The sequence below is a fragment of the Gilliamella sp. X-60 genome (genome assembly GCF_057063585.1).
Genome location: NZ_JBXSQJ010000008.1, coordinates 60960 through 84460, shown reverse-complemented (window position 1 = coordinate 84460; position 23501 = coordinate 60960). Strand labels below are relative to the sequence as shown.

The 23501-nt window shown below is 35.8% G+C and carries 22 protein-coding genes and 1 riboswitch; of the genes, 12 read left to right on the top strand and 10 right to left on the bottom strand.

The features are described from left to right. Nucleotide 1: 1 nt before the first annotated feature. A complete protein-coding gene (tamB, locus tag ACYIAM_RS05915; RefSeq protein WP_483747605.1) occupies nt 2–3805 on the top strand; it encodes an autotransporter assembly complex protein TamB in 3804 nt (1267 codons plus the stop codon). A gap of 50 nt (nt 3806–3855) precedes the next feature. Here the strand turns inward: tamB and mnmC2 are convergent, their stop codons facing one another. Continuing rightward, a complete protein-coding gene (gene mnmC2 / locus ACYIAM_RS05910; RefSeq protein WP_483747604.1) occupies nt 3856–4569 on the bottom strand; it encodes a tRNA (5-methylaminomethyl-2-thiouridine)(34)-methyltransferase MnmC2 in 714 nt (237 codons plus the stop codon). 88 nt (nt 4570–4657) lie between these two features. Between mnmC2 and ACYIAM_RS05905 the strand changes: the two genes are divergently transcribed. The 6 genes from ACYIAM_RS05905 (at nt 4658) to ACYIAM_RS05880 (ending at nt 9449) form a co-directional block, all read left to right on the top strand. Further along, the gene (locus ACYIAM_RS05905) at nt 4658–5389 is read left to right on the top strand and encodes a 1-acylglycerol-3-phosphate O-acyltransferase (protein ID WP_483747603.1); all 732 of its coding nucleotides are present in this window, start codon (nt 4658–4660) and stop codon (nt 5387–5389) included. Between the two features lie 3 nt (nt 5390–5392). After that, nucleotides 5393–6172 carry a methyltransferase domain-containing protein gene (locus tag ACYIAM_RS05900; RefSeq protein WP_174796112.1) on the top strand — a complete coding sequence of 260 codons (780 nt, stop codon included), beginning with the start codon at nt 5393–5395 and terminating at the stop codon, nt 6170–6172. A gap of 101 nt (nt 6173–6273) precedes the next feature. Continuing rightward, nucleotides 6274–7200 carry an ADP-glyceromanno-heptose 6-epimerase gene (rfaD, locus tag ACYIAM_RS05895; RefSeq protein WP_483747602.1) on the top strand — a complete coding sequence of 309 codons (927 nt, stop codon included), beginning with the start codon at nt 6274–6276 and terminating at the stop codon, nt 7198–7200. A gap of 14 nt (nt 7201–7214) precedes the next feature. Next, a complete protein-coding gene (rfaF, locus tag ACYIAM_RS05890) occupies nt 7215–8264 on the top strand; it encodes an ADP-heptose--LPS heptosyltransferase RfaF (RefSeq protein ID WP_483747601.1) in 1050 nt (349 codons plus the stop codon). Further along, nucleotides 8264–9226, top strand: coding sequence for a lipopolysaccharide heptosyltransferase RfaC (gene rfaC, locus ACYIAM_RS05885; RefSeq protein WP_174796109.1), 963 nt, complete (start codon nt 8264–8266; stop codon nt 9224–9226). The genes rfaF and rfaC overlap by 1 nt, the downstream gene beginning before the upstream one ends. Before the next feature lie 22 nt (nt 9227–9248). Then, on the top strand, nt 9249–9449 hold the full coding sequence (locus ACYIAM_RS05880; RefSeq protein ID WP_174796156.1) for a YaeP family protein: 201 nt from the start codon (nt 9249–9251) through the stop codon (nt 9447–9449). Here the strand turns inward: ACYIAM_RS05880 and ACYIAM_RS05875 are convergent. From ACYIAM_RS05875 to trmA, 3 genes are all read right to left on the bottom strand, one after another. Beyond that, a complete protein-coding gene (locus tag ACYIAM_RS05875; protein WP_174796108.1) occupies nt 9442–10854 on the bottom strand; it encodes a heavy metal sensor histidine kinase in 1413 nt (470 codons plus the stop codon). The two genes, ACYIAM_RS05880 and ACYIAM_RS05875, sit on opposite strands and share 8 nt — an antisense overlap. Continuing rightward, the gene (locus ACYIAM_RS05870) at nt 10832–11518 is read right to left on the bottom strand and encodes a heavy metal response regulator transcription factor (protein WP_065639201.1); all 687 of its coding nucleotides are present in this window, start codon (nt 11516–11518) and stop codon (nt 10832–10834) included. The genes ACYIAM_RS05875 and ACYIAM_RS05870 overlap by 23 nt, the downstream gene beginning before the upstream one ends. Nucleotides 11519–11881: 363 nt before the next feature. Next, complete coding sequence (gene trmA, locus ACYIAM_RS05865; RefSeq protein ID WP_483747600.1) at nt 11882–12979, bottom strand: tRNA (uridine(54)-C5)-methyltransferase TrmA; 1098 nt, start codon at nt 12977–12979, stop codon at nt 11882–11884. 367 nt (nt 12980–13346) lie between these two features. Here trmA and srmB point away from each other — a divergent pair, with 367 nt between their 5' ends. Next, nucleotides 13347–14657: an ATP-dependent RNA helicase SrmB gene (srmB, locus tag ACYIAM_RS05860; RefSeq protein ID WP_483747599.1), complete on the top strand. Its 1311-nt coding sequence runs from the start codon at nt 13347–13349 to the stop codon at nt 14655–14657. A 122-nt stretch (nt 14658–14779) separates the two neighbouring features. Beyond that, on the top strand, nt 14780–15382 hold the full coding sequence (locus ACYIAM_RS05855) for a peroxiredoxin C (RefSeq protein WP_483747598.1): 603 nt from the start codon (nt 14780–14782) through the stop codon (nt 15380–15382). A gap of 94 nt (nt 15383–15476) precedes the next feature. Here the strand turns inward: ACYIAM_RS05855 and ACYIAM_RS05850 are convergent, their stop codons facing one another. Both ACYIAM_RS05850 and ACYIAM_RS05845 read right to left on the bottom strand, forming a co-directional pair. Beyond that, nucleotides 15477–15791 carry a DMT family transporter gene (locus ACYIAM_RS05850; RefSeq protein ID WP_065639205.1) on the bottom strand — a complete coding sequence of 105 codons (315 nt, stop codon included), beginning with the start codon at nt 15789–15791 and terminating at the stop codon, nt 15477–15479. A gap of 27 nt (nt 15792–15818) precedes the next feature. Beyond that, nucleotides 15819–16142 (bottom strand): DMT family transporter, encoded by a 324-nt coding sequence (locus ACYIAM_RS05845; protein WP_194240578.1) that lies wholly within the window; start codon nt 16140–16142, stop codon nt 15819–15821. Nucleotides 16143–16697: 555 nt separating this feature from the next. Here ACYIAM_RS05845 and ACYIAM_RS05840 point away from each other — a divergent pair. Genes ACYIAM_RS05840 through ACYIAM_RS05830 form a run of 3 tightly spaced genes read left to right on the top strand, consistent with a single transcriptional unit; the run spans nt 16698 to nt 18929 of the window. Next, entirely contained in the window at nt 16698–17354 is a 657-nt protein-coding gene (locus ACYIAM_RS05840) for a nucleoside recognition domain-containing protein (RefSeq protein WP_483747597.1), read from the top strand. Further along, complete coding sequence (locus ACYIAM_RS05835) at nt 17347–17814, top strand: YjiG family protein (RefSeq protein WP_065639207.1); 468 nt, start codon at nt 17347–17349, stop codon at nt 17812–17814. The genes ACYIAM_RS05840 and ACYIAM_RS05835 overlap by 8 nt, the downstream gene beginning before the upstream one ends. 14 nt (nt 17815–17828) lie before the next feature. Next, nucleotides 17829–18929, top strand: coding sequence for an amidohydrolase (locus ACYIAM_RS05830; RefSeq protein ID WP_174796103.1), 1101 nt, complete (start codon nt 17829–17831; stop codon nt 18927–18929). Between the two features lie 108 nt (nt 18930–19037). Here ACYIAM_RS05830 and ribB read toward each other — a convergent pair whose 3' ends face one another. From ribB to potG, 4 genes are all read right to left on the bottom strand, one after another. After that, nucleotides 19038–19682, bottom strand: a complete 645-nt coding sequence (ribB, locus tag ACYIAM_RS05825) for a 3,4-dihydroxy-2-butanone-4-phosphate synthase (RefSeq protein ID WP_483747596.1) — start codon at nt 19680–19682, stop codon at nt 19038–19040. A 187-nt stretch (nt 19683–19869) separates the two neighbouring features. Then, nucleotides 19870–20046, bottom strand: a riboswitch (FMN riboswitch). 110 nt (nt 20047–20156) lie between these two features. Then, a complete protein-coding gene (locus ACYIAM_RS05820; protein ID WP_483747595.1) occupies nt 20157–21158 on the bottom strand; it encodes an ABC transporter permease subunit in 1002 nt (333 codons plus the stop codon). Then, the gene (locus tag ACYIAM_RS05815) at nt 21159–22070 is read right to left on the bottom strand and encodes an ABC transporter permease subunit (protein WP_174796154.1); all 912 of its coding nucleotides are present in this window, start codon (nt 22068–22070) and stop codon (nt 21159–21161) included. 279 nt (nt 22071–22349) lie between these two features. Continuing rightward, on the bottom strand, nt 22350–23486 hold the full coding sequence (gene potG / locus ACYIAM_RS05810) for a putrescine ABC transporter ATP-binding subunit PotG (RefSeq protein ID WP_483747594.1): 1137 nt from the start codon (nt 23484–23486) through the stop codon (nt 22350–22352). Nucleotides 23487–23501: the final 15 nt, after the last annotated feature.

Sequence of the window (23501 nt, the reverse complement as noted above, 5' to 3'; positions counted from 1 at the left end):
TATGACAACAAATTCTGTTAGAATAAAAAAAATTAAAAACCTGAAACGGATATATAAATGGAAAAAGCGAAGCGTTGCCATTTTATCTGTTTTCGTCTTTCTAATTGCCTTTGTTATTCTATTTATATACACAAGTATAGGGGTCAGACTAACCACTTATGTTTTAAATAAATTTTTACCTGAGTTAAAGATAACACAAGTTGAGGGAACCTTCCATAATCTGCATATTCAAGGTCTTTCGCTACAATTACCAGGTGTTAATGTTCAAGTCAATGATGCCTCACTTTCACTTACTGGACTTTGTTTATTAAAAACCGAAATCTGTATCAATCAATTTAATGCCAATGGTGTAAATGTTTCAATTAATACCGAACAAATAGATAGTTCACCTAGCGAAGAGCCCAGCACAGAAATACGTTTTGAACTTAAAACACCGTTACCTATAGATCTTAAAAATACCCACCTAACAGATATAAAAGTCACCGTTGATGATATGCAATTTGGTATGTCAGACTTTACTGGTAAAGCAACGTGGGTTAATAATCAAATTTATGTTTATCCGGCTGTAGCAACAGATTTAAGCGCTATTTTTGCGGATAATAAAATAACCAATGCACCCGTTAAAGCAACAGTTGAAGATATCTCGCTTAATGAAAAAATCAGCCAACTTTTTAATCAACCACTGATTGACTCATTACCTCAAGTTAATATTCCATTAAATATTAATGTGACAAGTTTAACCGGTAATAACTGGTTATTACATATGGGTGGGCAAGATTATCGATTCAATAACGTTGTCATTCAAACTAATATCGTTAATAGTCGTATCATTGTAAAACAAGTCGATACAGATGCTACCACCCCTTACGCAAGCGGACATGCTTCGGTTTCGGGCGAAATCACATTACATGACAATTGGCCAGTACTAGCGTTAGTGAAAGCAAGTACCGAACAAAACCAATTTGATGCACAGTTTTCAGGAAAATTGCTGGGTGAGTTGTTAGTCAATACAACCATGAACGGTTCAAATCAGATGAAACTAAGTGGACACATCAATTTTATTGAAAAATACCTACCTATCATGACCCAACTCGAAGGTAAGCATATTCAATGGCCAATGGAAGGGCAAGCGCAATATGAATTAAATGATTTTGATGCATCAATCAATGGTAATGTGCAGCAGTATCAAATGTCAGCTAAAGGTCATATAAAAGGAGAACAATTAGCCAATACTATGTTTGATATTGCTGGTACAGGCACCAATCAAGGTGCAATAATCGACCATGGCATAATTAAATTACCTCAAGGTGAAATTAATATAGCAGGAACTGCAAATTGGCAACAAGCCCTGCAATGGGATACTGATATAAAACTCAATAACGTTGATATCACCAAAGAATTACCAAATTATCCAATTCGATTAAACGGACAATTGAAAACAACCGGCTCGCTAGAGGGAGACGAATGGGCATTTAATTTGTCCAATTTACAGTTAAAAGGTAATATCAAACATGCCGATTTTTCGACATCAGGTAATCTATTTGTTAACTCTGAAAATAAAGCCACTGCAGATGATTTTGCGATTAAATGGGGGAAAAATCAGCTCAATTTAAATGGCTCAAGTGAAAGAGGCAGCTTACTTGCGAAGTTAAATTTCGAATCACTATCGCTATTGATTGAGGGCATGCAAGGATCAATTGCGGGCAATATTAAACTCAATGGCGCTGCTAGCAATACCACTATTGATACCAATTTGTTGGTTAACTCACTTTCTTTTGACACGATCAAAGTTGCTAAAGCCAATCTTGTTGGCAAAGTTGAATATAAAAATCAAGTCAGTGGTAACATCAAACTAACCGGTCAATCAATAGAATTGCCAAGCCAAACCATCAAAAAAGCAACTATTGATCTATCTGGCAGTGAAAGGCAGCATACTTTAACCGTTAATATTGATGGTGAGCCAGCATCATTAAAGACCTCACTAACCGGACAGCTTGATAAAGCACGCACAAAATGGAGTGCAACCATTCCACATGCCCTACTTAATTTAGGCAAGAACAATAATTGGCAACTCGCTAAATCTATGGATTTAGCTTATGATGTGAATAATCAAATTCCAACCATTAATTCCCATTGCTGGATAAATGGAAAATCAACTATTTGCCTTGATAAACAATTTTCGCTAACTAAAAACAGCGATACGAGTATTACTTTAAAAGAAATTAATCTATCTAAACTACCGATACCTAATGATGGTGAAACCAAACTTGCTGGTAATGTAAATGGTAAAGTCATCATCCAATTTAAAAATGACACTGAAATACCATCAATAAAAGCAAATATAACCAGCCATGATGTTTATATTCAACAAATGGTGACTTCGCAGTCGTTGCCACTGCCTTTCGATCTTTTTAAGATTGATGCAGAATTTAATGAACAACAAGCTAAATTAGATTGGATTTTTGGCCTAAATAAACTAGGAAAAATTAGCGGGAATATCGTTATAACAGATCCAATTAATCAAAAAGCATTAAGTGGCCAATTAAATATCGATCATTTGGCGTTAGCAATTATTAATCCGTTATTAGATAGCAAAGATTATGCCAAAGGAGCCATTAATGGTAAGGTTAAATTTTCTGGATCACTCAATGACCCATTGCTTACAGGTAACATTAACTTACAAAATAGTGAAATAAAATCAAGCCAATTACCAATTGATGTAAAATCAGCTAAGTTTGATGTCAATTTCACGGGTAAATCATCTACCTTAAAAGGTATTTTAGCTACACAAGCTGGCAATGTTAATATTAATGGTAATGCCAGCTGGAACACTTTTGATAAATGGCAAGCCTCGTTAACGGTTAATGGCGCTGCCATGGAAGTGTCTGTGCCACCAATGATTGCTATGACCATCGTCCCCGATATTAAAATCAGTGCAACACAAGATGAACTAGCATTATTAGGTAAAGTGAGCATTCCAAAAGGTAAAATAACGGTTGAATCACTTCCATCATCGAGTATTGATGTATCGCCAGATGAAGTAATGCTCGATATAAATCGAAAAGAAATTAATCCACAAAAATTTGGTATGAAAATCTTTAGCCATCTTGAAATTGCTATTGGTGATCAAGTTATGGTCGATGCTTTTGGATTAAAAGCCTCACTTAAAGGCAACTTGATTGCGGCACAAACCAATAAGGGGCTTGATCTGCATGGCGAGGTTTTGATTCCGACAGGCCGATTCCATGCTTATGGACAGGATTTGGTTATCCACAAAGGCATAATTACATTTTCAGGCTCGACAGATCAAGCCATGCTTGACATTGAAGCAATCCGTAATCCTGAATCTATGGATAATAGTAATATCATGGCGGGAATTCGGGTTACGGGATCCTCGGAATCGCCTAAAATTGAAGTGTTTTCAGATCCGGCCATGTCACAGCAAGAAGCCCTTTCCTACTTAATTCGGGGTCAAGGACTTGATAGTGCGGAACAAAGTGACAGTGACATGATGACCGCATTACTCGTTGGTATTGGCACAGCAAAAACCGGTAAATATATTGGCGATATCGGTAATGCATTTGGTATCAAAAATCTAACACTTGATACGCAAGGTGCAGGTAATAACTCTAAAGTTGTGGTGAGTGGTTACATATTACCTAACTTACAACTCAAGTATGGCGTAGGCATATTTGATTCACTGGCCACTTTTACTTTGCGTTACCGCCTAATGCCTAGTCTCTATTTAGATGCTACATCAAGCTTAGCACAAACATTAGATCTGATTTATCAATTTGATTTTTAAACCAAATAAAACTTATCCATCGTTTTACCTTGCCAATTACCTTGGCAAGGTTACACATCTTTATACCCAATTAACATTTCGCGTTTTACCCCAAATCCTTTGCGTTTGTGCACTTTGAATCCAGCATTCAGCAAATTTCGTCGCACAAATCCAGCCGCAGTAAACGTGGCAAAAGAACCATTTGTTGCCGTCAATGCATAACAATCTTTAAATAATGGTTCTGACCACATATCAGGATTTTTAGCTGGAGAAAATCCATCAAAAAACCAAGCATCAATCAATACATTTTGCTTCGCTAAAAAATCAGAAAAATGGCGAATATCATCATAACATATTGTTAAACTAACGTTGTCAAACTGGCAAGTAGACTCAATCAAACTAGCCTGAAGTTGTTTTGCTAACGAAAATAACATTTCATTTTTACAAATCACATTATCATGCACCTTTATAAGTTCATCTAATGATAATGGATACTTTTCGACACTGAAAAAAGCAAGATGTTTAAGTATATGATGCGGATGCTGACTTCTAAAATTTAAAAACGTTTGCCATAAAATCAAAAAACTTAGTCCCGAACCAAAACCTGTTTCACCAACAATAAATGTATTTTGCTTATGCTCTAAAAAACGCTGAGTTAAATCATTACTTTCAATAAATACGTACCTTGTTTCGTCAATAGCGCCTTCGGTATTAAAATATACATCATCAAAATGAACAGAAACAGGCATCTGATTTTCATTCCAAATAATCGTCGATTTATGCATAAATTTCCCTTTAACAACAGTATTTAACAAACTGTATATTAGTTTAGATTATGTATATAATACGTGAAGTTAACTTATGAGGTAAATTATGGTATTTCTCTTTCGCTTAATTAGTGTTGTTATTATTGGTATTGTCATTTGCGTGTTAGGCACTCTATTTTGCTTATTCAATCCAAGAAATCCTAAAAATGTGGCAAGATTTGCACATTTATTTAGTTTTTTCTTTAAACCAATATTCGGTGTGAAAGTTGATACTCGCCTCTCCCCTGATATTAGAAAAATGGGTAGCTGCGTCTATATTGCCAATCACCAAGATAACTATGATGTCGTTGTAGCAGGTGATGTGGTACAGCCTAAAACAGTCACGGTCGGTAAAAAAAGTCTGGCTTGGATTCCATTTTTTGGGCAACTTTATTACCTTACCGGCAATATTCTTATTGATCGTAATAATAAATCAAAAGCTCGCGATACAATTGAACAAGTTGTCAATGAAATCAAAAAACGTGGCATATCTATTTGGATGTTTCCAGAAGGTACTCGTAGCCGTGGACGTGGATTGTTACCGTTTAAAACAGGCGCATTTAAAGCCGCAATTGCAGCTGGTGTACCCATTGTGCCAATTTGTGTATCACAAACCAATGATATCAAGCTTAATCGTCTAAATAATGGGTATATTATTATTGAAATGCTAGATCCTATCGAAACAAAAGATCTGGGCAAAGAAGATGCCAGAGCCTTAATGGAACAGTGCTATAGCCAGATGGCAGCTAAAATAGCACAAATAAATGATGAAGCAAAACAGTTAAACAATCAAAAATAACTCATGAATAAACAAGATCGTAATTTTGATGACATCAGCAATAAATTTGCACAAAATATTTATGGCACAACCAAAGGCAAAATTCGCGAAGCGGTAGTATGGAAAGAACTAGAAAAAATTTTATCAACTTATCCAACCAATAAGCCACTAACCATACTTGATGCCGGCGGTGGGCAAGGCCAAATCGCCTGCAGACTTGCCAAGCTTGGACATCAAGTAACACTCTGTGATATTTCTGAACAAATGCTGGCAGTGGCAAAACAAAAAGCTCAAGCAGAAAAGGTAAATATAAATTGTCTTTGCTGCCCTATTCAACAGCTTGATAACTTAATTAGCCAACAGTTTGATTTAGTCATTTGTCATGCAGTTTTAGAATGGATAGCTGAGCCAATTGAATTAATAACATCATTAAAAAAACATCTAAACCCTGAGGGTTATTTATCGTTAATGTTTTATAACTATCATGCGCTTTTATTTAAAACCGTTACATTAGGCAATTTTGGTTACACGCAATCGGGTTTAGCTAAACGCAAAAAAAAGACACTTTCTCCTGATTTTCCAAGAGTTCCAACAGACGTATATCACTGGCTGACACAGTTAGATTTTACTATCTTACAAAAAACAGGGATTCGCATTTTTCATGATTATCTTACCAATAACTCCAAGGCCGAAACTCACTTTGAGCAGTTATTAGAACTTGAACAAAAGTATTGCCAAATTGAACCTTATCTTAATTTAGCAAGATATATATTAGTTACCGCAAAAAATAAAATAAACTCATAAATAAACCCGTACTCACCATGCATTTTTAAATGATTACTCGAAAATTTTGCCATAAATCGGTATGATAAGCAGATTAATTTTATTGGTTAAGGAAAATAAGCATGATTTTTGTAACTGGCGGTGCTGGATTTATTGGTAGTAATATTGTGAAAGGTCTAAATGATCTAGGACATAAAGACATTTTAGTTGTTGATGATTTAACCGACGGCACTAAATTTGCCAATTTGGCTGATCTAGATATTGCCGATTATATGGATAAAGACGAGTTTATCGCAGCTATTATTAGTCATGAAGATCTCGATATTGATGTTGTTTTTCACCAAGGTGCTTGTTCATCAACCACTGAATGGGATGGTAAATTTATGATGGAAAACAACTATGACTATTCAAAAGACTTACTGCATTACTGTTTAGACTTCAACATTCCATTTTTATATGCATCATCTGCCGCAACTTATGGTGGACGCAGTGATAACTTTATTGAAGATCGCGCTTACGAAAAACCTTTAAATGTTTATGGATATTCTAAGTTCTTATTCGACCAATACGTAAGACAACTATTACCCCAAGCTAATTCACCAGTTTGCGGATTCCGTTATTTTAATGTCTATGGACCTCGCGAATCGCACAAAGGTAGCATGGCAAGTGTTGCATTTCATTTAAATGAACAGATTAACAAAGGTGAAAAACCAAAACTCTTTGCTGGTAGTGAGAATTTTAAACGTGACTTTATTTATGTTGGTGATGTCGTTGCGGTCAATTTATGGTTCTGGAAAAACAAAATCTCGGGCATTTATAACTGTGGAACAGGTCGAGCAGAATCATTTCAAGCTGTTGCTGATGCGGTACTTAACTATCATAAAAAAGGCGAAATTGATTATATTCCTTTCCCTGAGCATCTAAAAGGGCGTTACCAAAGCTATACTCAAGCTGATATGACTAAATTTAGACAAACAACATGTCCAATCGAATTTAAAACTGTTGCTGAAGGAACTGCGGAATATATGAAATGGCTCAATGAACAATAAAGGGAATTAATTAAATGAAAACACTCATTATTGGTCCTTCATGGGTTGGCGATATGATGATGTCGCAAAGTTTGTATCGCACATTAAAACAACTTGATTCTAATAATCAAATTGATGTATTAGCACCGGCTTGGTGTCGAGCGCTGTTAAATAAAATGCCAGAAGTAAATCAAGCAATTGCAATGCCATTAGACCATGGTGAGTTTGCTTTAGCAAAACGTCGCGAAATAGGAAAATCACTGCGTGATAACCATTATGATCAGGCAATTGTGTTGCCTAATTCTTTCAAATCGGCAATGATCCCATTTTTCGCAAAAATTCCTAAGCGCACAGGCTGGAAAGGTGAAATTCGCTATGGATTATTAAATGACCTGCGAAAACTCGATAAACAGGCATTTCCGTTAATGGTTGAACGCTATATTGCCCTTGCATATCCCAAAGATAAAATTCATTCGTCTTCTGATTTACCACAACCCTTGTTATGGCCAAAACTCAATGTTGAACAAGACGAAATAATTCAAGCCCTTTTAACCTTTGCAATTACACAAGATGAACCATTAATTGGCTTTTGTCCAGGGGCTGAATTTGGGCCGGCAAAACGTTGGCCCGATTATCATTACGCCGCTCTTGCTGATATGCTAGTTCAACAACACGCCAAAGTTATTATTTTGGGTTCCAAAAATGATCGTATAGTGGGTGAACAAATCATTGCCAAAATGATACATCGCGATAAGTGCATTAATCTAGCCGGTCAAACCGAATTAGAGCAAGCAGTTAGTTTAATTGCAGCTTGTAAAGCCATTGTGACTAATGACTCAGGATTAATGCATATTGCTGCCGCTTTAGACAGACCTCTAGTTGCACTTTATGGACCAAGTAGCCCTGATTTTACCCCACCACTGTCTGATAAAGCCAAAGTTATCCGCCTAATTACCGGATACCATCGCGTCCGTAAAGGCGATGCCGAACAAGGTTATCATCAAAGTCTAATCGATATTAAACCCGATATTGTATTTGAAACCTTGATGAAACTTATCATACGTTGCCAAAAGAGTAATGAATAATGCGAGTATTAGTGATTAAAACGTCATCCATGGGGGATGTGCTCCATACTCTACCGGCATTAACGGATGCTACTAACAACTTACCTGATATCACTTTTGATTGGGTAGTAGAAGAAAATTTTGCCCAAATACCCAGCTGGCACTTTGCAGTAAATAAAGTGCTCCCTGTTGCAATAAGACGCTGGCGAAAAAATTGGTTTGCTAAATCAATTCGCCAAGAGCGACATGATTTTATTAATACTTTAAGACAACAACAATATGATGTGATTATTGATGCGCAAGGACTCATTAAAAGTGCATTTCTTATTACTCGTAAAGCTCAAGGCATTAAGCATGGTTTAGATCGAAACAGCATTAAAGAACCCATTGCCAGTTGGTTTTATGATGTAAAACACAATGTACCCAAACAGATGCATGCCATTGAGCGTATTAGATTACTGTTTGCGCAAAGTCTACAGTACAAGCTACCTAATTCAATGGGTGATTATGCCATTGCGCGCCACTTTTTATCTTCACTACCTAGCGATAATCAGCAGTATCTAATTTTTTTACATGCAACAACACGCGATGAAAAGCATTGGAATGAAGACGCTTGGCGAAAATTAATTAAATTAGTTGAACCGACAGGATTAAGAATAAAGCTACCTTGGGGGGCGCCACATGAACAAGCACGAGCAATTCGCTTAGCTCAAGGCTTTCAACATGTCGAAGTTCTTCCCAAACTTCCACTTTCTAACATAGCAAGGATTATTGCTGGAGCAAAAGCGGTTGTTTCGGTTGATACAGGATTAAGTCACTTAACTGCCGCATTGGATCGTCCTAACATTACTTTATTTGGCCAAACCGATCCAAATTTAATCGGTGGCTATGGAAAAAATCAATTCAGCATTATCTCAAAAGAGAAAAGCATGCAAACCATTCAAGCTGAGCAAGTTTATCAGCGCTTAACTAACTTTTTATAGGTGGAATCAAAAAATGAAGTTAATAAATCAATATAGCGCACTTATTTGTGAAAAATATGCGCAAATTGGCAGTAATGAACTAGGTTATATTGAAGATGCCTTAGGCGCTGTCATGCAAGTGTTGGACGACATTGTCCGTAACGATCATGTACCGCAAGAACTAAAAGAAAAAGCTGCTTATACAGCAGCTAATTTATTGATAAGCGACTTTGATGTTAAATAGCCGTTGGTAAATTAATAATAAATCTCGTAGATTGCTCATCAGATTCAGCATAAATAGAGCCTTTATGTGTTTCAACAATGGATTTAACGATCGCAAGCCCTATGCCTGTACCCGAACGATCTTTACCATTACGGTGACGTGATTCATCAACCCGATAAAACCGCTCAAAAAGATGTGGCAAATGTTTGCTATCAATTTTTTTACCCGGGTTAGCTATAATAATCCTAATGCGTTTCTCACTGACTTGGTTTAAAGTTATAGTGATAATTTGGTTTTCTGGTGTATAACGAATTGCATTGGATAAAATATTACTAATTGCTCGCCCTAACATCATCTTATCCCCTTGAATATGGGAACAATTACCTTCAAGATTAAAGATAATATTTTTCTCATCAGTAAGTGGTTCAAAATACTCACACATCATGGTGATCATATCATGTAAATCAATATCAATTAAATTAGGTACCAGTTGACGATTATCTGCTTGAGCTAAAAATAGCATATCAGAAATCATCTGCGACATTTTTTCGTATTCTTCTAAATTAGAATATAAAATCTCACGGTATTCATTCGTCGATCTAGCATTACTCAGCACAATTTGCGTTTGAGTTGTTAGATTGGTAATCGGTGTTCGCATCTCATGGGCAATATCTGCCGTAAAATTGCGTTGACGCTGAAACACATCCTCCATACGATTAAGCATATTATTAAATGCTTTGACTAAGCTAACGTATTTAATGGGAACCAGCGATGTAGGAATACGGTAATTCAAGCTTTTAAGATTAATTTTTTCGATCTTTTTAATCAATCGATTAATCGGTTTTTGGGTAAAATAGATACTAATAAAAGAACCAATTAATGCCAAAATACAAGCAATACCAATAAGTAATCCTAAACCATCGTGTAATCGCTGAATAAATTCAATATGTAAATCACGACCAACAGCAGCTATAGTTGTATATTGTTTACCATTTTCAATAACAACGCTTGATGCAGCAACTCGATATGATGCTTTATCTTGATTCCAAACATCAGTGCTATGATTTTTAATAATGGTGTCAAAATCAATCTGAGTTTTAGCAAATGCTAAATTTGGTCCACGTGTTCGGTAAACAATTTTACCTGCATCATCAATGATATAAACAAATAAACGATGATGCCCAGTTAGAATTAATAACAAATTCTGAATAAATTCATCACGATTATCGTCTGGAGAATAATACACAAGTTCACGTTCAATTGAGTCAATAACCGAATTTAGCTCAGAGACATTTTGTTGAATTGAAAGTTTTTCAAAAGAACGTTCAATAAAAAAACTAAAACAATAAAGCAAGCCACAAGTTAACAAACAAACAACAAGAGGCAAACGAAATGAGATTAACTTATTCGTTTTCATCCAAGACATCTAACTTATACCCCATTCCACGGACTGTATGAATTAATTTTGGCTCAAAATCAGCATCGATTTTATTACGTAATCGACGAATCGCAACATCAATTACGTTAGTATCACTATCAAAATTCATATCCCAAACTTGAGAAGCAATTAGCGAGCGTGGTAACACTTCGCCCGGATAACGTAAAAAATACTCTAATAATAAAAACTCTTTATTAGTTAAATCAATACGTTTATCACCACGTGTTACCGTCCGTTTAGGGAGATCCATGACCAGATCAGCAATACTCAATTGAGAATTATTAACTTGAGGCACATTACGTCGAAGCATTGATTTAACTCGTGCCAATAATTCAGCAAATGAAAAAGGTTTTACTAAATAATCATCTGCTCCTAAGTTAAGGCCTTTTACTTTATCTTCTACACGCCCCATAGCCGTGAGTAACATGATTTGGGTATCTTTGCCTGCTTCACGCAGCGACTGAACAATTTTCCAACCTACAATATCTGGCAACATGACATCCAAAATAATTAAATCATAATCCTCAGTCATTGCCTTATGATAACCATCAAGACCATTGTTTGCCAGATCAACAACAAATCCAGATTCAATTAAACCTTGGCGAAGATACTCGCCTGTTTTTTGCTCATCTTCAACTACTAACAATTTCATGTTTGAATACTTCCTTTGTTATTTGTCTGTTGTCGAAATTGCCTAATATCACAACAGAATAAATGATAGACGCCAAACCAAACATGATAGTTTAATGACTATTTTGTAATGATCATGTCATTAATAAGTTTGTTTGTCTTTGCTATAGTAGCTACACAATGATTCATGAGGCTAGACATTATTGTTTCATTGTTTTATTTCCTTTCATCCATTCCTTGCAATTTAATGCAGCCCTAGTTTACCTAGGGTTTTTTTTTATTATAAATCTATGTAACTATGTATGTATACTTGAAACAATAAGTAGTAAGGTATAAATATGAGGATATTTTAGCAAAAATATCCTATTTTGAATATTATATCCTGTTATTTTTTACACAACACAATACCTGTTTCGATATGTTCGGTATAAGGAAACTGATCAAACATAGCCAAATGTTGAATTGAATGTGTCTTGGTCAATAACTGCAAATTATCACGCAATGTATAAGGATTACACGAAATATAAATAATAGTTTTATAGGATGTCAATATATCAATGGTATTTAAATCCAATCCACCACGTGGTGGATCAACAAGTACTGTATCACACTGATAATCATCTAAATTAATTCCTTTTAAACGATTAAACTCGCGTTCTTTTTTAATTGCACTGGTAAATTCTTCGGCCGATAATCGTACAACAATAAGATTATCAATGTGGTTAACTGCAATATTATACTGAGCTGAATAAACCGATGCTTTAGCAATTTCGGTTGCCAACACTTTACGAAAGTTTTGCGCCAACGCTATTGAAAAGTTACCATTACCACAATAAAGCTCAAGTAAATCACCCGATGAGTTTTTAGTAACAGATACAGCCCACTGTAGCATTTTAATATTTACCGCAGCATTAGGTTGAGTAAAACTATTTTCAACTTGGCGATAAAGAAACGTCTTATCCATTACTGGCAAAGCTTCATCAATATAATCAACATCAATCACTATTTTTTGATTACTAGCTCGCCCGACAATACTGGCATCTATGCCCTGTTCAGCTAATTGCTCTTTTAATTTTTTTGCTTCAATGATCCACTCATCGCTTAATTTTTTGTGATACAAAAGCGTAATTAATAACTCACCACTTAATGTCGAAAAATAATCAATTTGAAATAATAAATGGCGAAGCAACTGATTATGTTGTAACAAAGGTAAAATCGCCTGCATGGCTTGATTAATGAGTTTAGTTGCGATGGGAAATTGATCAATCCTAACCCTTTTTTTTGTTTTTTTATCATACATAATATGATAAAGATCTTCGCCATCATGCCAGATTCTAAACTCAGCACGCATACGATAATGGCTAATAGGCGATGAATATACAGCTAATTCGGGAAGTGAAAAGTCTGATAATAATGCTTTTAAATTATCTATTTTTTTTTCTAATTGTCGATTATAGTTATCATTCGAGAAACATTCAGTCATAGTCATTATCTGATATTGATTATAGGCGTACTATTTAATATGGAATTTTAAGTTAATTTGCGTTAACTGACAAAATGGTTAAGCACCAAACTAATTAAATTAATTTCATTTCCACTGTGTAAACAAATAATCGTTGTGCATGATATAATAATACTCTTAATCTTACCACAAATAACCAGTGATGATAAGTTTTGCTGAAATAAAGCGTGTAATTATTAGACACACAAATAGACCGTTAAATCACAACAACTTGCATACAATTAACCCCCTCATAAGGAACGAATAATAATCCATCACACTTTTATTGATTGTAGTTATAACAATTGCCGTTATAATGTGCCCTATAATTTTAGATAACAAGAACACTATGACAGCATACACTTTTTCTGATTTAGAATTAGATGATATATTAATTCACAATCTTCAAGCACAAAATATAAATACTCCAACAGTTATCCAAGCGCAAACCATCCCCGTTGCTTTAGATGGCAAAGATATTTTAGGCTCCGCGCCTACGGGTACCGGTAAAACACTGGCTTTTTTAATTCCTGCTGTACAACATTTATTGGACTTTCCACGTCGTAAACCAGGTCCACCACGCATTTTGATTTTAACACCAACGCGTGAACTTGCTATGCAAATTGCCGAACAAGCAAAATTAGTAACCGAATCCACCCATTTAAGTATTGCAACTATTACTGGCGGTGTTGCTTATATGAATCACGCCGAGGTATTTAGTAAAAACCAAGATATCGTTATAGCAACAACAGGTCGATTATTACAATATATAAAAGAAGAGAATTTCGATTGTCGAGCTGTTGAAATGTTGATTTTAGATGAAGCGGATCGCATGCTAGATATGGGCTTTTCGCAAGATGTCGAAACCATATCAGCCGAAACTCGCTGGCGTAAACAAACTTTATTATTTTCAGCTACACTTGAAGGCGAAGGGCTGCATAATTTTGCCAGTCGTATTTTAAATGCACCAATTGAAATCAATGCCGATCCATCACGTAAAGAGCGAAAAAAGATCCTACAATTCTATTATCGTGCTGACGACTTACCTCATAAAGTGGCACTGCTTACTCACTTATTAAAACAACAAGAATTAAAAAAAACCATTGTATTTGTTCGTAAACGTGAACGTGTGCACGAATTAGTTAGCCTGCTGCATCAATCTGGCATCCACAGTTGCTATTTAGAAGGTGAAATGGTACAAGCAAAACGCAACGAAGCAATCAAAAGAATTAGCAATAACATTGTTAATGTACTGGTTGCAACTGATGTTGCAGCGCGTGGAATTGATATTGATGATATCACCCACGTTATTAATTTTGATGCCCCGAAAACTGCCGATGTTTATTTGCACCGTATTGGTCGCACTGCTCGCGCAGGGAAAAAAGGCACTGCAATAACACTAGTCGAAGCACATGATAACGAATTGTTGCAAAAAATTGAGCGCTACATTCAAGAACCGATCAAATTAAGAACAATTGACGAATTGCGGCCTAAAACAAAAGCGCCAAAACCAGCAACTAAGAAAAAGCCCTCACAAAAAGCCAAACAAAAAAGCACAAGCAAAAAACAAGAGCAGGCAAAAAAGAAAAAAGTAAAACAGCGCCATCGTGACACTAAAAATAAAGGCAAACCCAAAAAATCAATTACTAATATCAAATGATAATTGAATATTCAATAGCTAAAACTTATGATATCGATTGCTTATAACAACTTGGACAATAGGTTTTAATTGCTATAATGCTACGCAATATGCTTTACATTTATTTATTAAGGAGAACCACTATGACATTAGTCACCCGACAAGCCCCAGACTTTACATCAACCGCTGTTTTAGGCTCTGGTGAAATTGTTAACAACTTCAATTTATCACAACATATTCAAGGTAAATATGCCGTTATCTTCTTTTGGCCAATGAACTTTACTTTTGTTTGCCCATCAGAAATTATCGCATTTGATAACCGCCTAGAAGAATTTAAAAAACGAGGGGTTGAAGTCATCGGTGTTTCTATGGACTCAGAATATGTACATAATGCATGGCGCAATACACCTCAAGAAAAAGGCGGTATTGGTGAAGTCAAGTTCCCAATTATTGCGGATATCAAACATTCAATTATGCAAGCTTATGGCGTTGAACATCCAGAAGCTGGTGTTGCACTACGTGCTTCATTCTTTATTGATAAATCAGGAATTGTACGTCATGAAACAATCAATGATTTACCAATTGGTCGTAATATTGACGAAATGATCCGTATTGTTGATGCGTTCCAATTCCATGAAGAACACGGCGAAGTTTGCCCAGCACAATGGGAAAAAGGCAAAAAAGGTATGCAAGCAAATCCTAAAGGCGTTGCAAGTTTCTTAAAAGAGCATGCTAACGAAATTTAATTTCATTTTTATTCATTCATCCTTATCTTACTTACGCTTTGCGTTACCGGAGTTTATCTCCGGTTTTTTTATTTATTAATTCAGTCATAACTCATTATAAAGTAGAATGTAAACCCACAACACCTATGATAATAATGGCCAGCCCAAATAACCGAGGTGTGTTTTTAGGTTCATTAAATAGCAGCATATTAGCTAGCACCGCTCCCGATGTGCCAAGGCCAACCCAAACAGGGTACACAATGCTCAATTCAAGATAATGAAGTGAAAAGTAAAAAAGTATAAAAGAAACAAAAAACCCCCCCCAATACAAAACAAGTCTAAGCAGACTTTTTTGCTCTGCATATAGCTTAAGGCCAATTGCACCAATTACTTCAAAAACTGATGCAATTAATATCAACAGCCATCCCATGATTAAAATTGTCCTTATATTATAATATTAGCTATCAGCTCGTTTGAGTTGTACAACACCAATAATAATTAGTGCCACAAAAAAAAGCTGAATTAACTTAATTTCTTTGTCAAAAAGCAATATATCAATTACTGTTGCACCAACCGCACCAACGCCCGAAAATATAGCATAAACCGTGCCTGTAGGTATTGTCTTACAGGCATTGGTCAAGAATGTAAAATCAACAATAATAAGAGACACAATAATAACCCATTGCCAAAGCTCTGTTGCGATGCTAAACCCCAAAATCCAACACAATTCAAAAAAGCAGGTCAGCATCACAAATGCCCACTCTTTATTCACGCTAAACATAGCTACCTCGCTTTTGCTATTTTATCTTTTGCTGTACTATATTTTAAATATAATGCTTGATTATGCTCTATTGCCGATAAGCAATGGTTAAACAAAAGATGGTTCGCAAATAGAAAATTTGCCACCAAAAGATTTTAATTGCTATATATTTCTAACCACTAAATCAGAATGGTCTAATGTTTATGAAACATCGTCATGGTTTTTATTATTATTTTTCAATTAAGTAGATAATTTTATACTGATAAAATATAAATGACAAGGACCAAATAGTATAATTCAATATTCTATATGTTATACAAATTGGCTTACTGACTCCAATATATTATCGCATCGTATTTTTTTAGCAAGATATAAAAAAAATAGATGAATTATTAGAAAATAATAAAAATAGTTATACTTTTCGATTTTATTTAAAATTGTTATAGAATGCTAAAATAGCACTTTTAGACTATTTTTTGACTGAAAAATAGATTAAACGCTTTTCGCGCTTATTAAGTATCGCTAATTATAGGATATATCAAAAAGTTAAACATAATAAAATAAAGGGAAGATAGCATGTCAAAAAACTCAGATAATGAATTTAAAGTAGGTATAAAAGCTTACGTGTCACTAGTGGTAGCAATTTTGTTTTTTTCAGGCTTGTTTTTTAATGTAGAAGGTAAAGAATGGTTAGGCGCATTTGATTTTACTAGCTTAAGTGGTAAATTTGGCACCATGCTCCATCCCGAAAAGAACACCTTTGTAGGCGAAGGGGGTAACAGTGCAAGAGCTGGATTTATTTTTGCTTTATCGCTTATACCAACAGTTATGTTAGCGTTAGGTGTGTTAGAGATCTTTACCCATTACGGCACAATCCGTGCAGCACACAAATTGTTAACGCCATTATTAAAACCAATTTTAGGCGTTCCAGGCAAAACAGGACTTGCACTAATTACCGATCTACAAAGCACTGATGCAGGTGCGGTATTAACCAAAGAGTTATATGACGAAAAGAAAATTACCAAAAAAGATTTGATCATTATTAGTGCTTGGCAATATTCTGGTGCAGGTTTAATCAATAACTACTTTTCGATTGGTTCAGCATTATTTGCCTCAATGACTGTGGCAATTTTTATTCCTCTTGTTATTATGTTAGTGCTTAAATTTGTTGGCGCCATACTGGTCCGCTTGGTATTAAATTCAATTTATAAAAAGGATTTTATCAATGAGTAATTCACAAAAACAAACAAATAATCCTTTAGATATTTTTGTTATTGGTGCACGAAAAGGATTCAATATCGCCATTAACAATTTAATGCCAAACATCTTAATGGCATTTGTTATCACCGAAATTTTAAAACGTTTAGGTATAATGCAATTAATTGGAACTTATTGCGCACCAGTTATGGAAATTTTTGGCTTACCTGGCGAAGCCATTACCGTACTATTGACCGCATGGTTATCAGCATCAGCGGGGACTGGTGTTGCCGTTAACTTATTTACTAGCGGCACACTCAATACAACAGCAATAACCATTCTTACTCCTGCTATTTTCTTGATGGGCTCACAATTGCAATATATGGGGCGATTATTAGGCGTTGCCGATGTACCTAAAAAATACTGGCCGTTGCTTATGTTAACCAGTATTTTTAATGCACTTATTGCAATGATTATTATGCGATTTATTGCTTGATCAAGGAGATCTCAATGTCTAATGTATTAGAACATTATCAATATTTACATCAAATTCCTGAATTGGGATTTGAAGAACACAAAACATCGGCATATATTGCACAGCAGCTTGAACAAGTCGGTTATAAGGTAAGCCGTAATATCAATAATACAACTGGGATTGTTGCCCAATATGATAGCGGAAAACTAGGTCCAGTACTTGCTTTACGGGCTGATATGGATGCATTGGGTCATATCATTGATGGTAAGCATTGTGCAAGGCACACATGTGGTCATGACGGCCACTCATCAATATTATTAACTGCGGCACAAGAACTAATAAAAGAAAACAACATCAAAAAAGGACGATTAAAACTGATCTTCCAACCAGCTGAAGAGCTTGGTTCAGGCGCTTTAGCCATGATTGAAGGTGGCGTTATTGACGATGTTGACATGATTATCGGCTTACATTTACGCCCTAAAGATGAATGTCCTAAAGGCTTTGCCTCAGCAGCAATGTACTATTCGGCATCCACTACCGTTGAAGCCAATATTCATGGAATACCTGCGCATGGTGCTCGCCCACATTTAGGCATTAATGCGCTTGATGCAGCTGCACTTGCCATTCAGGCGGTTAACACCATTCACCTTGCACCAAGTTTAACTTATAGCGTCAAAGCAACACGTTGCATTTGTGATGCAGGTGTAACTAATGCCATTCCATCTGAAGCGTATGTATGTTGGGATCTAAGAACCTCAACAAACCCAGCTATGAATGAACTCAAAGCCAAAACTCTAAATGCAATAAAACTCAGTGCCGAATCTATCGGTGCGAAAGTGGATATTAATGTCACTAAAGAGATCCCAGCTGCTGAAATTGATAACGATGTCACCCAAATTATTGCCGAAGCAATTGTTGATGTACTTGGAAAAGCGGGTTTAAAAGATCCAATCTTTACTCCAGGTGGAGAAGATTTTTTCAACTATCCATGTCAACGCGATGTCAAAGCTGGCTTTTGGGGATTAGGTGCTGATTTAACCCCAGGATTACATCATCCAGAAATGAAGTTCGACACTTCAGCATTAGAGAACGGCGTCAAAATAACAAAAGCCTGTGCATTAAAAGTACTTGGTTGATTTCAACTCCTATCCGCCGATACTTTCGGCGGAAAATGACATAAATAGCAAACAATATTTTAATATTACTATGATTTTAAACAATTATTTAAAGTCACTTTTTTATTACTACACTGCTAACGATTTACGATACTCAACAATATCTTCAATGGTCACAACGGGCATATGATATTGTGTAGCAAACTTAACCACTTCTGGTGCTCTTGCCATAGTGCCATCATCATTGGTTAACTCACATAGTACTGCTGCAGGTTTTAAACCAGCTAATTTTACTAAATCAATCGACGCTTCAGTATGACCTCGACGAACTAATACACCACCTTCTTTAGCAACTAAAGGAAACACATGCCCCGGATGATTAAGATCGCTCGGCTTAGCATTGTCATTCACCGCAGCCTTAATAGTTGTAACGCGATCAGCAGCTGATACACCAGTTGTAACTCCATTAGCAGCTTCAATCGAAATAGTAAATGCTGTATTGTTTTTGCTGGTATTATTTGCCACCATCATTGGCAAATGTAACTCATCACAACGTTTTTGTGGCAAACATAAACAAACAATGCCACTCCCGTAACGAATCGTCAGCGCCATTTGCTGGCTAGTAATAGACTCGGCAGCCCAAATAATATCGCCTTCGTTTTCACGATCTTCATCGTCTAAAACCAGCACACCTTGACCGGCTTGAATTGATGCGATCGCTTTTTTGACACGTTCGATGGGGGTTCCAAACTCATTTAAATTAAACTGATTCATGGTAAATACCTATATATTTTCACTTGCTCATTTCATTATTTACTTAATCAACTCTAAATAACCGTTCAACCATTTAACGATAATCTATTTAGTCATTAAATTAATTAAGTACAAATAAATAAAATACCAGAATCAGGGCAGTGCTCGACTAGCATGGTTTTGCCTTTCAGCAAATATTGGAAAGATAAGCAACTCTCTTTTATCCAGACTTTAACTGTCGGCTTTGGAATTTCACCAAATCTGCTTGACCTTAACCCGTCAAAATTAACTGAACAATAAAAAAATCACCACAGTTAACAAAACAAATTAAGCGCTCGTGGGCTATACCACCGGTGGGGACTTACACCCCGCCCTGAGAATTTTGCCAAAAAGATTGACAAGTCACACTATAATACAAAATGATAAAAAAAACACGGAGATTTTAAAACGAAATATTGCCGCAAAACGCGGCAATAATATAAAGTGCGGTGTATATTAATGCATACGAGTTTCATTTATTCGACGTCGTTCAGCTTGACGCATCCATAACCATGAAATAAACCCGATAATACCAACTATCAATAAAATAATAGTTGCAAGCGCATTAACTTGCGGATCGACGCCTAATTTCACTTTTGAAAAGATCAACTTCGGTAATGTCATTGCTCCCGGCCCTGTTACGAAATTAGCAATCACCACATCATCAAGAGACAAAGTAAAGGCTAATAACCAACCAGAAACTAATGCCGGTGCAATCATTGGCAATGTAATAATAAAGAACACTTTCAATGGATTAGCACCTAAATCTAAAGCGGCTTCTTCAATTGATTTATCAAGTTCACGGAGCCTTGCACTAATCACCACTGTCACATAAGCCATGCAAAAGGTCGTATGCGCCATCCAAATAGTAATTGCGCCACGGTCTTTTGGCCACCCAAGAATTTGTCCCATACCGACAAATAAAAGCAATAATGCCAATCCTGTAATAATATCAGGCATAACAAGCGGTGCTGTTGTCATAAATGAAAACAGATTTGCCCCTTTAAATCGTTTAAAGCGAACAACAGCATAAGAAGCAAGCGTACCTAAAATTGTTGCAAAAGTTGCTGCACATGCGGCAATTGCTAAACTCAGGCCAACAGCTTTAAATAGCTCTTCATTATGCATTAGCTCAAAGTACCATTTAGTTGAAAATTCAGCCCACACCGTAACTAAGCGAGAACTATTAAATGAATAAACAATTAAAATAATCATTGGGATATATAAAAAAGAAAATACCACCAATAAAATAAGTCCTTTAAGGCATCGAAAAATGAGCGATAATGTCACAATCACTGTCACAATAAAACTAAAGATCAAACAGTTAACATATAAGCTCATATCGGTAAGCAGATTTAACCCAGCCGAACTAATCAGTATCGATAGTACTAACGAACCCAATAGCAATGAGATAAATACAATCACAGAAGATCGCAAAATAACAGGTAAATCATTCATCTATTTACCCTCCATTTGTCGGCTTTGAAACTTATTGAAATAGTAAATTGGCACTATTAAAATCAACAACATAACTGTCGCAACAGCAGATGCTGCTGGCCAATCAGTATCCCGAGAGAATATAGTCCAAATTTGCGTACCAATCATGATACTTTGAGATGGTCCTAATAATTCAGGTATCACATATTCACCAACGGCCGGAATAAACACCAGCATACCGCCTGCAATAATGCCATTTTTGGTAAGTGGCACAATAATTTTGAAAAAAGTCCTTATTGGCTTACAACCTAAATCTAATGCGGCTTCAATTAATGTCGAATCCACTTTACTTAATGAAGTATAAATAGGTAACACAACAAACGGTAAATAAGAATACACAATACCAATATAAACTGCCAAATAAGTCTTTATAATCACCAGCGGCTGATCAATAACCCCTAACCACATTAAAAAGTGATTTAACAAGCCTTCTTGATTTAAAATACCGATCCACGCATAAACTCGAATTAAAAATGACGTCCAAGACGGCAAAATAATCAACAATAATAGAATATTACGTGTAGATTGTTTACATTTTGAAATTGCCCATGCTAATGGATAACCAATTAAAATACATAATATGGTTGAAATAGCCGCAATTTTTAATGATTCTAAATAAGACTCAATATAAATATTATCAGTAACTAAGTTAATATAATAACCAAAGTTCAAAGCAATATTTAGCAACCCATCATCGAAACTAAACAAATCAGTATAAGGCGGAATCGAAAAGATTTTTTCAGAAAAACTAATTCTAAATACAATTAAAAATGGCAATAAAAAGAGCAAAAGCATCCATAAATAAGGAATGGCAATAACAATTAACCGCCCATAAAGAGTCATTAGATCGGCTTCTGAGCGCTGTTGTTGCATTTTTTTATAAGCAAAATAGATTGCCACAAGCCCCGCAGGAACAAATAATATACTACCAGCAATAATCAGCCGATAAGCAAACCTAGATGGTTTATAATTTACTAAATATAACCCCAAGCATGACAATAAAAAACTCAATGTCATTGCGGTAAATAACGCATCTAAAAATAAATTATCAAATGCCCCTGTTGTTGCAAAACGCCAATAAACATTGAGCAACACAAATGCATTTAACAACAATCCGAATACAATGGATCGCATTATGATATCCTCTTTTGTTTATTCAGTAAGCACAACACAACTATCTACTTCCCAACTTAAGTTAACTATGTCACCCCAAGTTGGCATGCCTTTGCGATAGCGATGTTCATTTTGTAGCTGCGCAATAATAATTTGCCCACTTGGTAATTTAACGTGATAAATCGACAGATCTCCAAGATAAGCGATTTCGACAATTTCACCAGTTGCAACGTTATAAGCATCTTCAGGGATTTCATCACATAATTTAATTTTTTCTGGACGCAGCGCGACTTGAGTCGGTACACCTTCAACTGCTGGCGAATCATAATCAACTTTTAATGGTCGCTTAATCATAGGACAGTTAATGATTAAACCATCTTCTTGTGTCTCTTGCAAAATACCGTCAAAAACATTTACCGAACCAATAAATTCGGCACTATAACGGCTATTTGGATGTTCATAAATTTCCTCAGGTTCACCAATTTGTACAAATTGACCTTTATTCATAATCGCAATGCGCCCCGCCATGGTCATGGCCTCTTCTTGATCATGAGTCACCATCACACACGTTGCGCCCACTTTTTCTAAAATGCTCACCACTTCAAGTTGCATTCGATCACGAAGTTGTTTATCAAGCGCCCCCATAGGCTCATCAAGTAACAATAATTTTGGACGTTTGGCTAAACTTCTGGCTAAAGCCACACGTTGGCGCTGACCACCTGATAGCTGGTGTGGTTTACGTTTGCCAAATTGTTCCATATGCACAAGTGCTAGCATTTCTTCAACGCGTTGTTTAATTTCATTATGATTTAATTTATCTTGCTTCAAACCAAAGGCTATATTTTGCTCAACCGACATATGAGGAAACAGAGCATACGATTGGAACATCATATTAATGGGACGATCATAAGGTGGGACTTGCGATAAGTCTTTACCATCAAGAATGATTTGCCCCGACGTAGGCTGTTCAAAACCCGCGAGCATTCGTAATAACGTAGATTTACCACTACCCGATGCCCCTAATAAGGCAAAAATTTCACCAGTATAGATAGTCAAATTGACATCATCAACGGCATAATAATCATCATTAAAAACTTTGGTTAAGTTTTTAATCTCCAATAACGGAGTTACCATCTTTTTTTTAGGCTGTACCTGATTTGTTGTTTTATTGTTCACTCTATTTTCCTCATA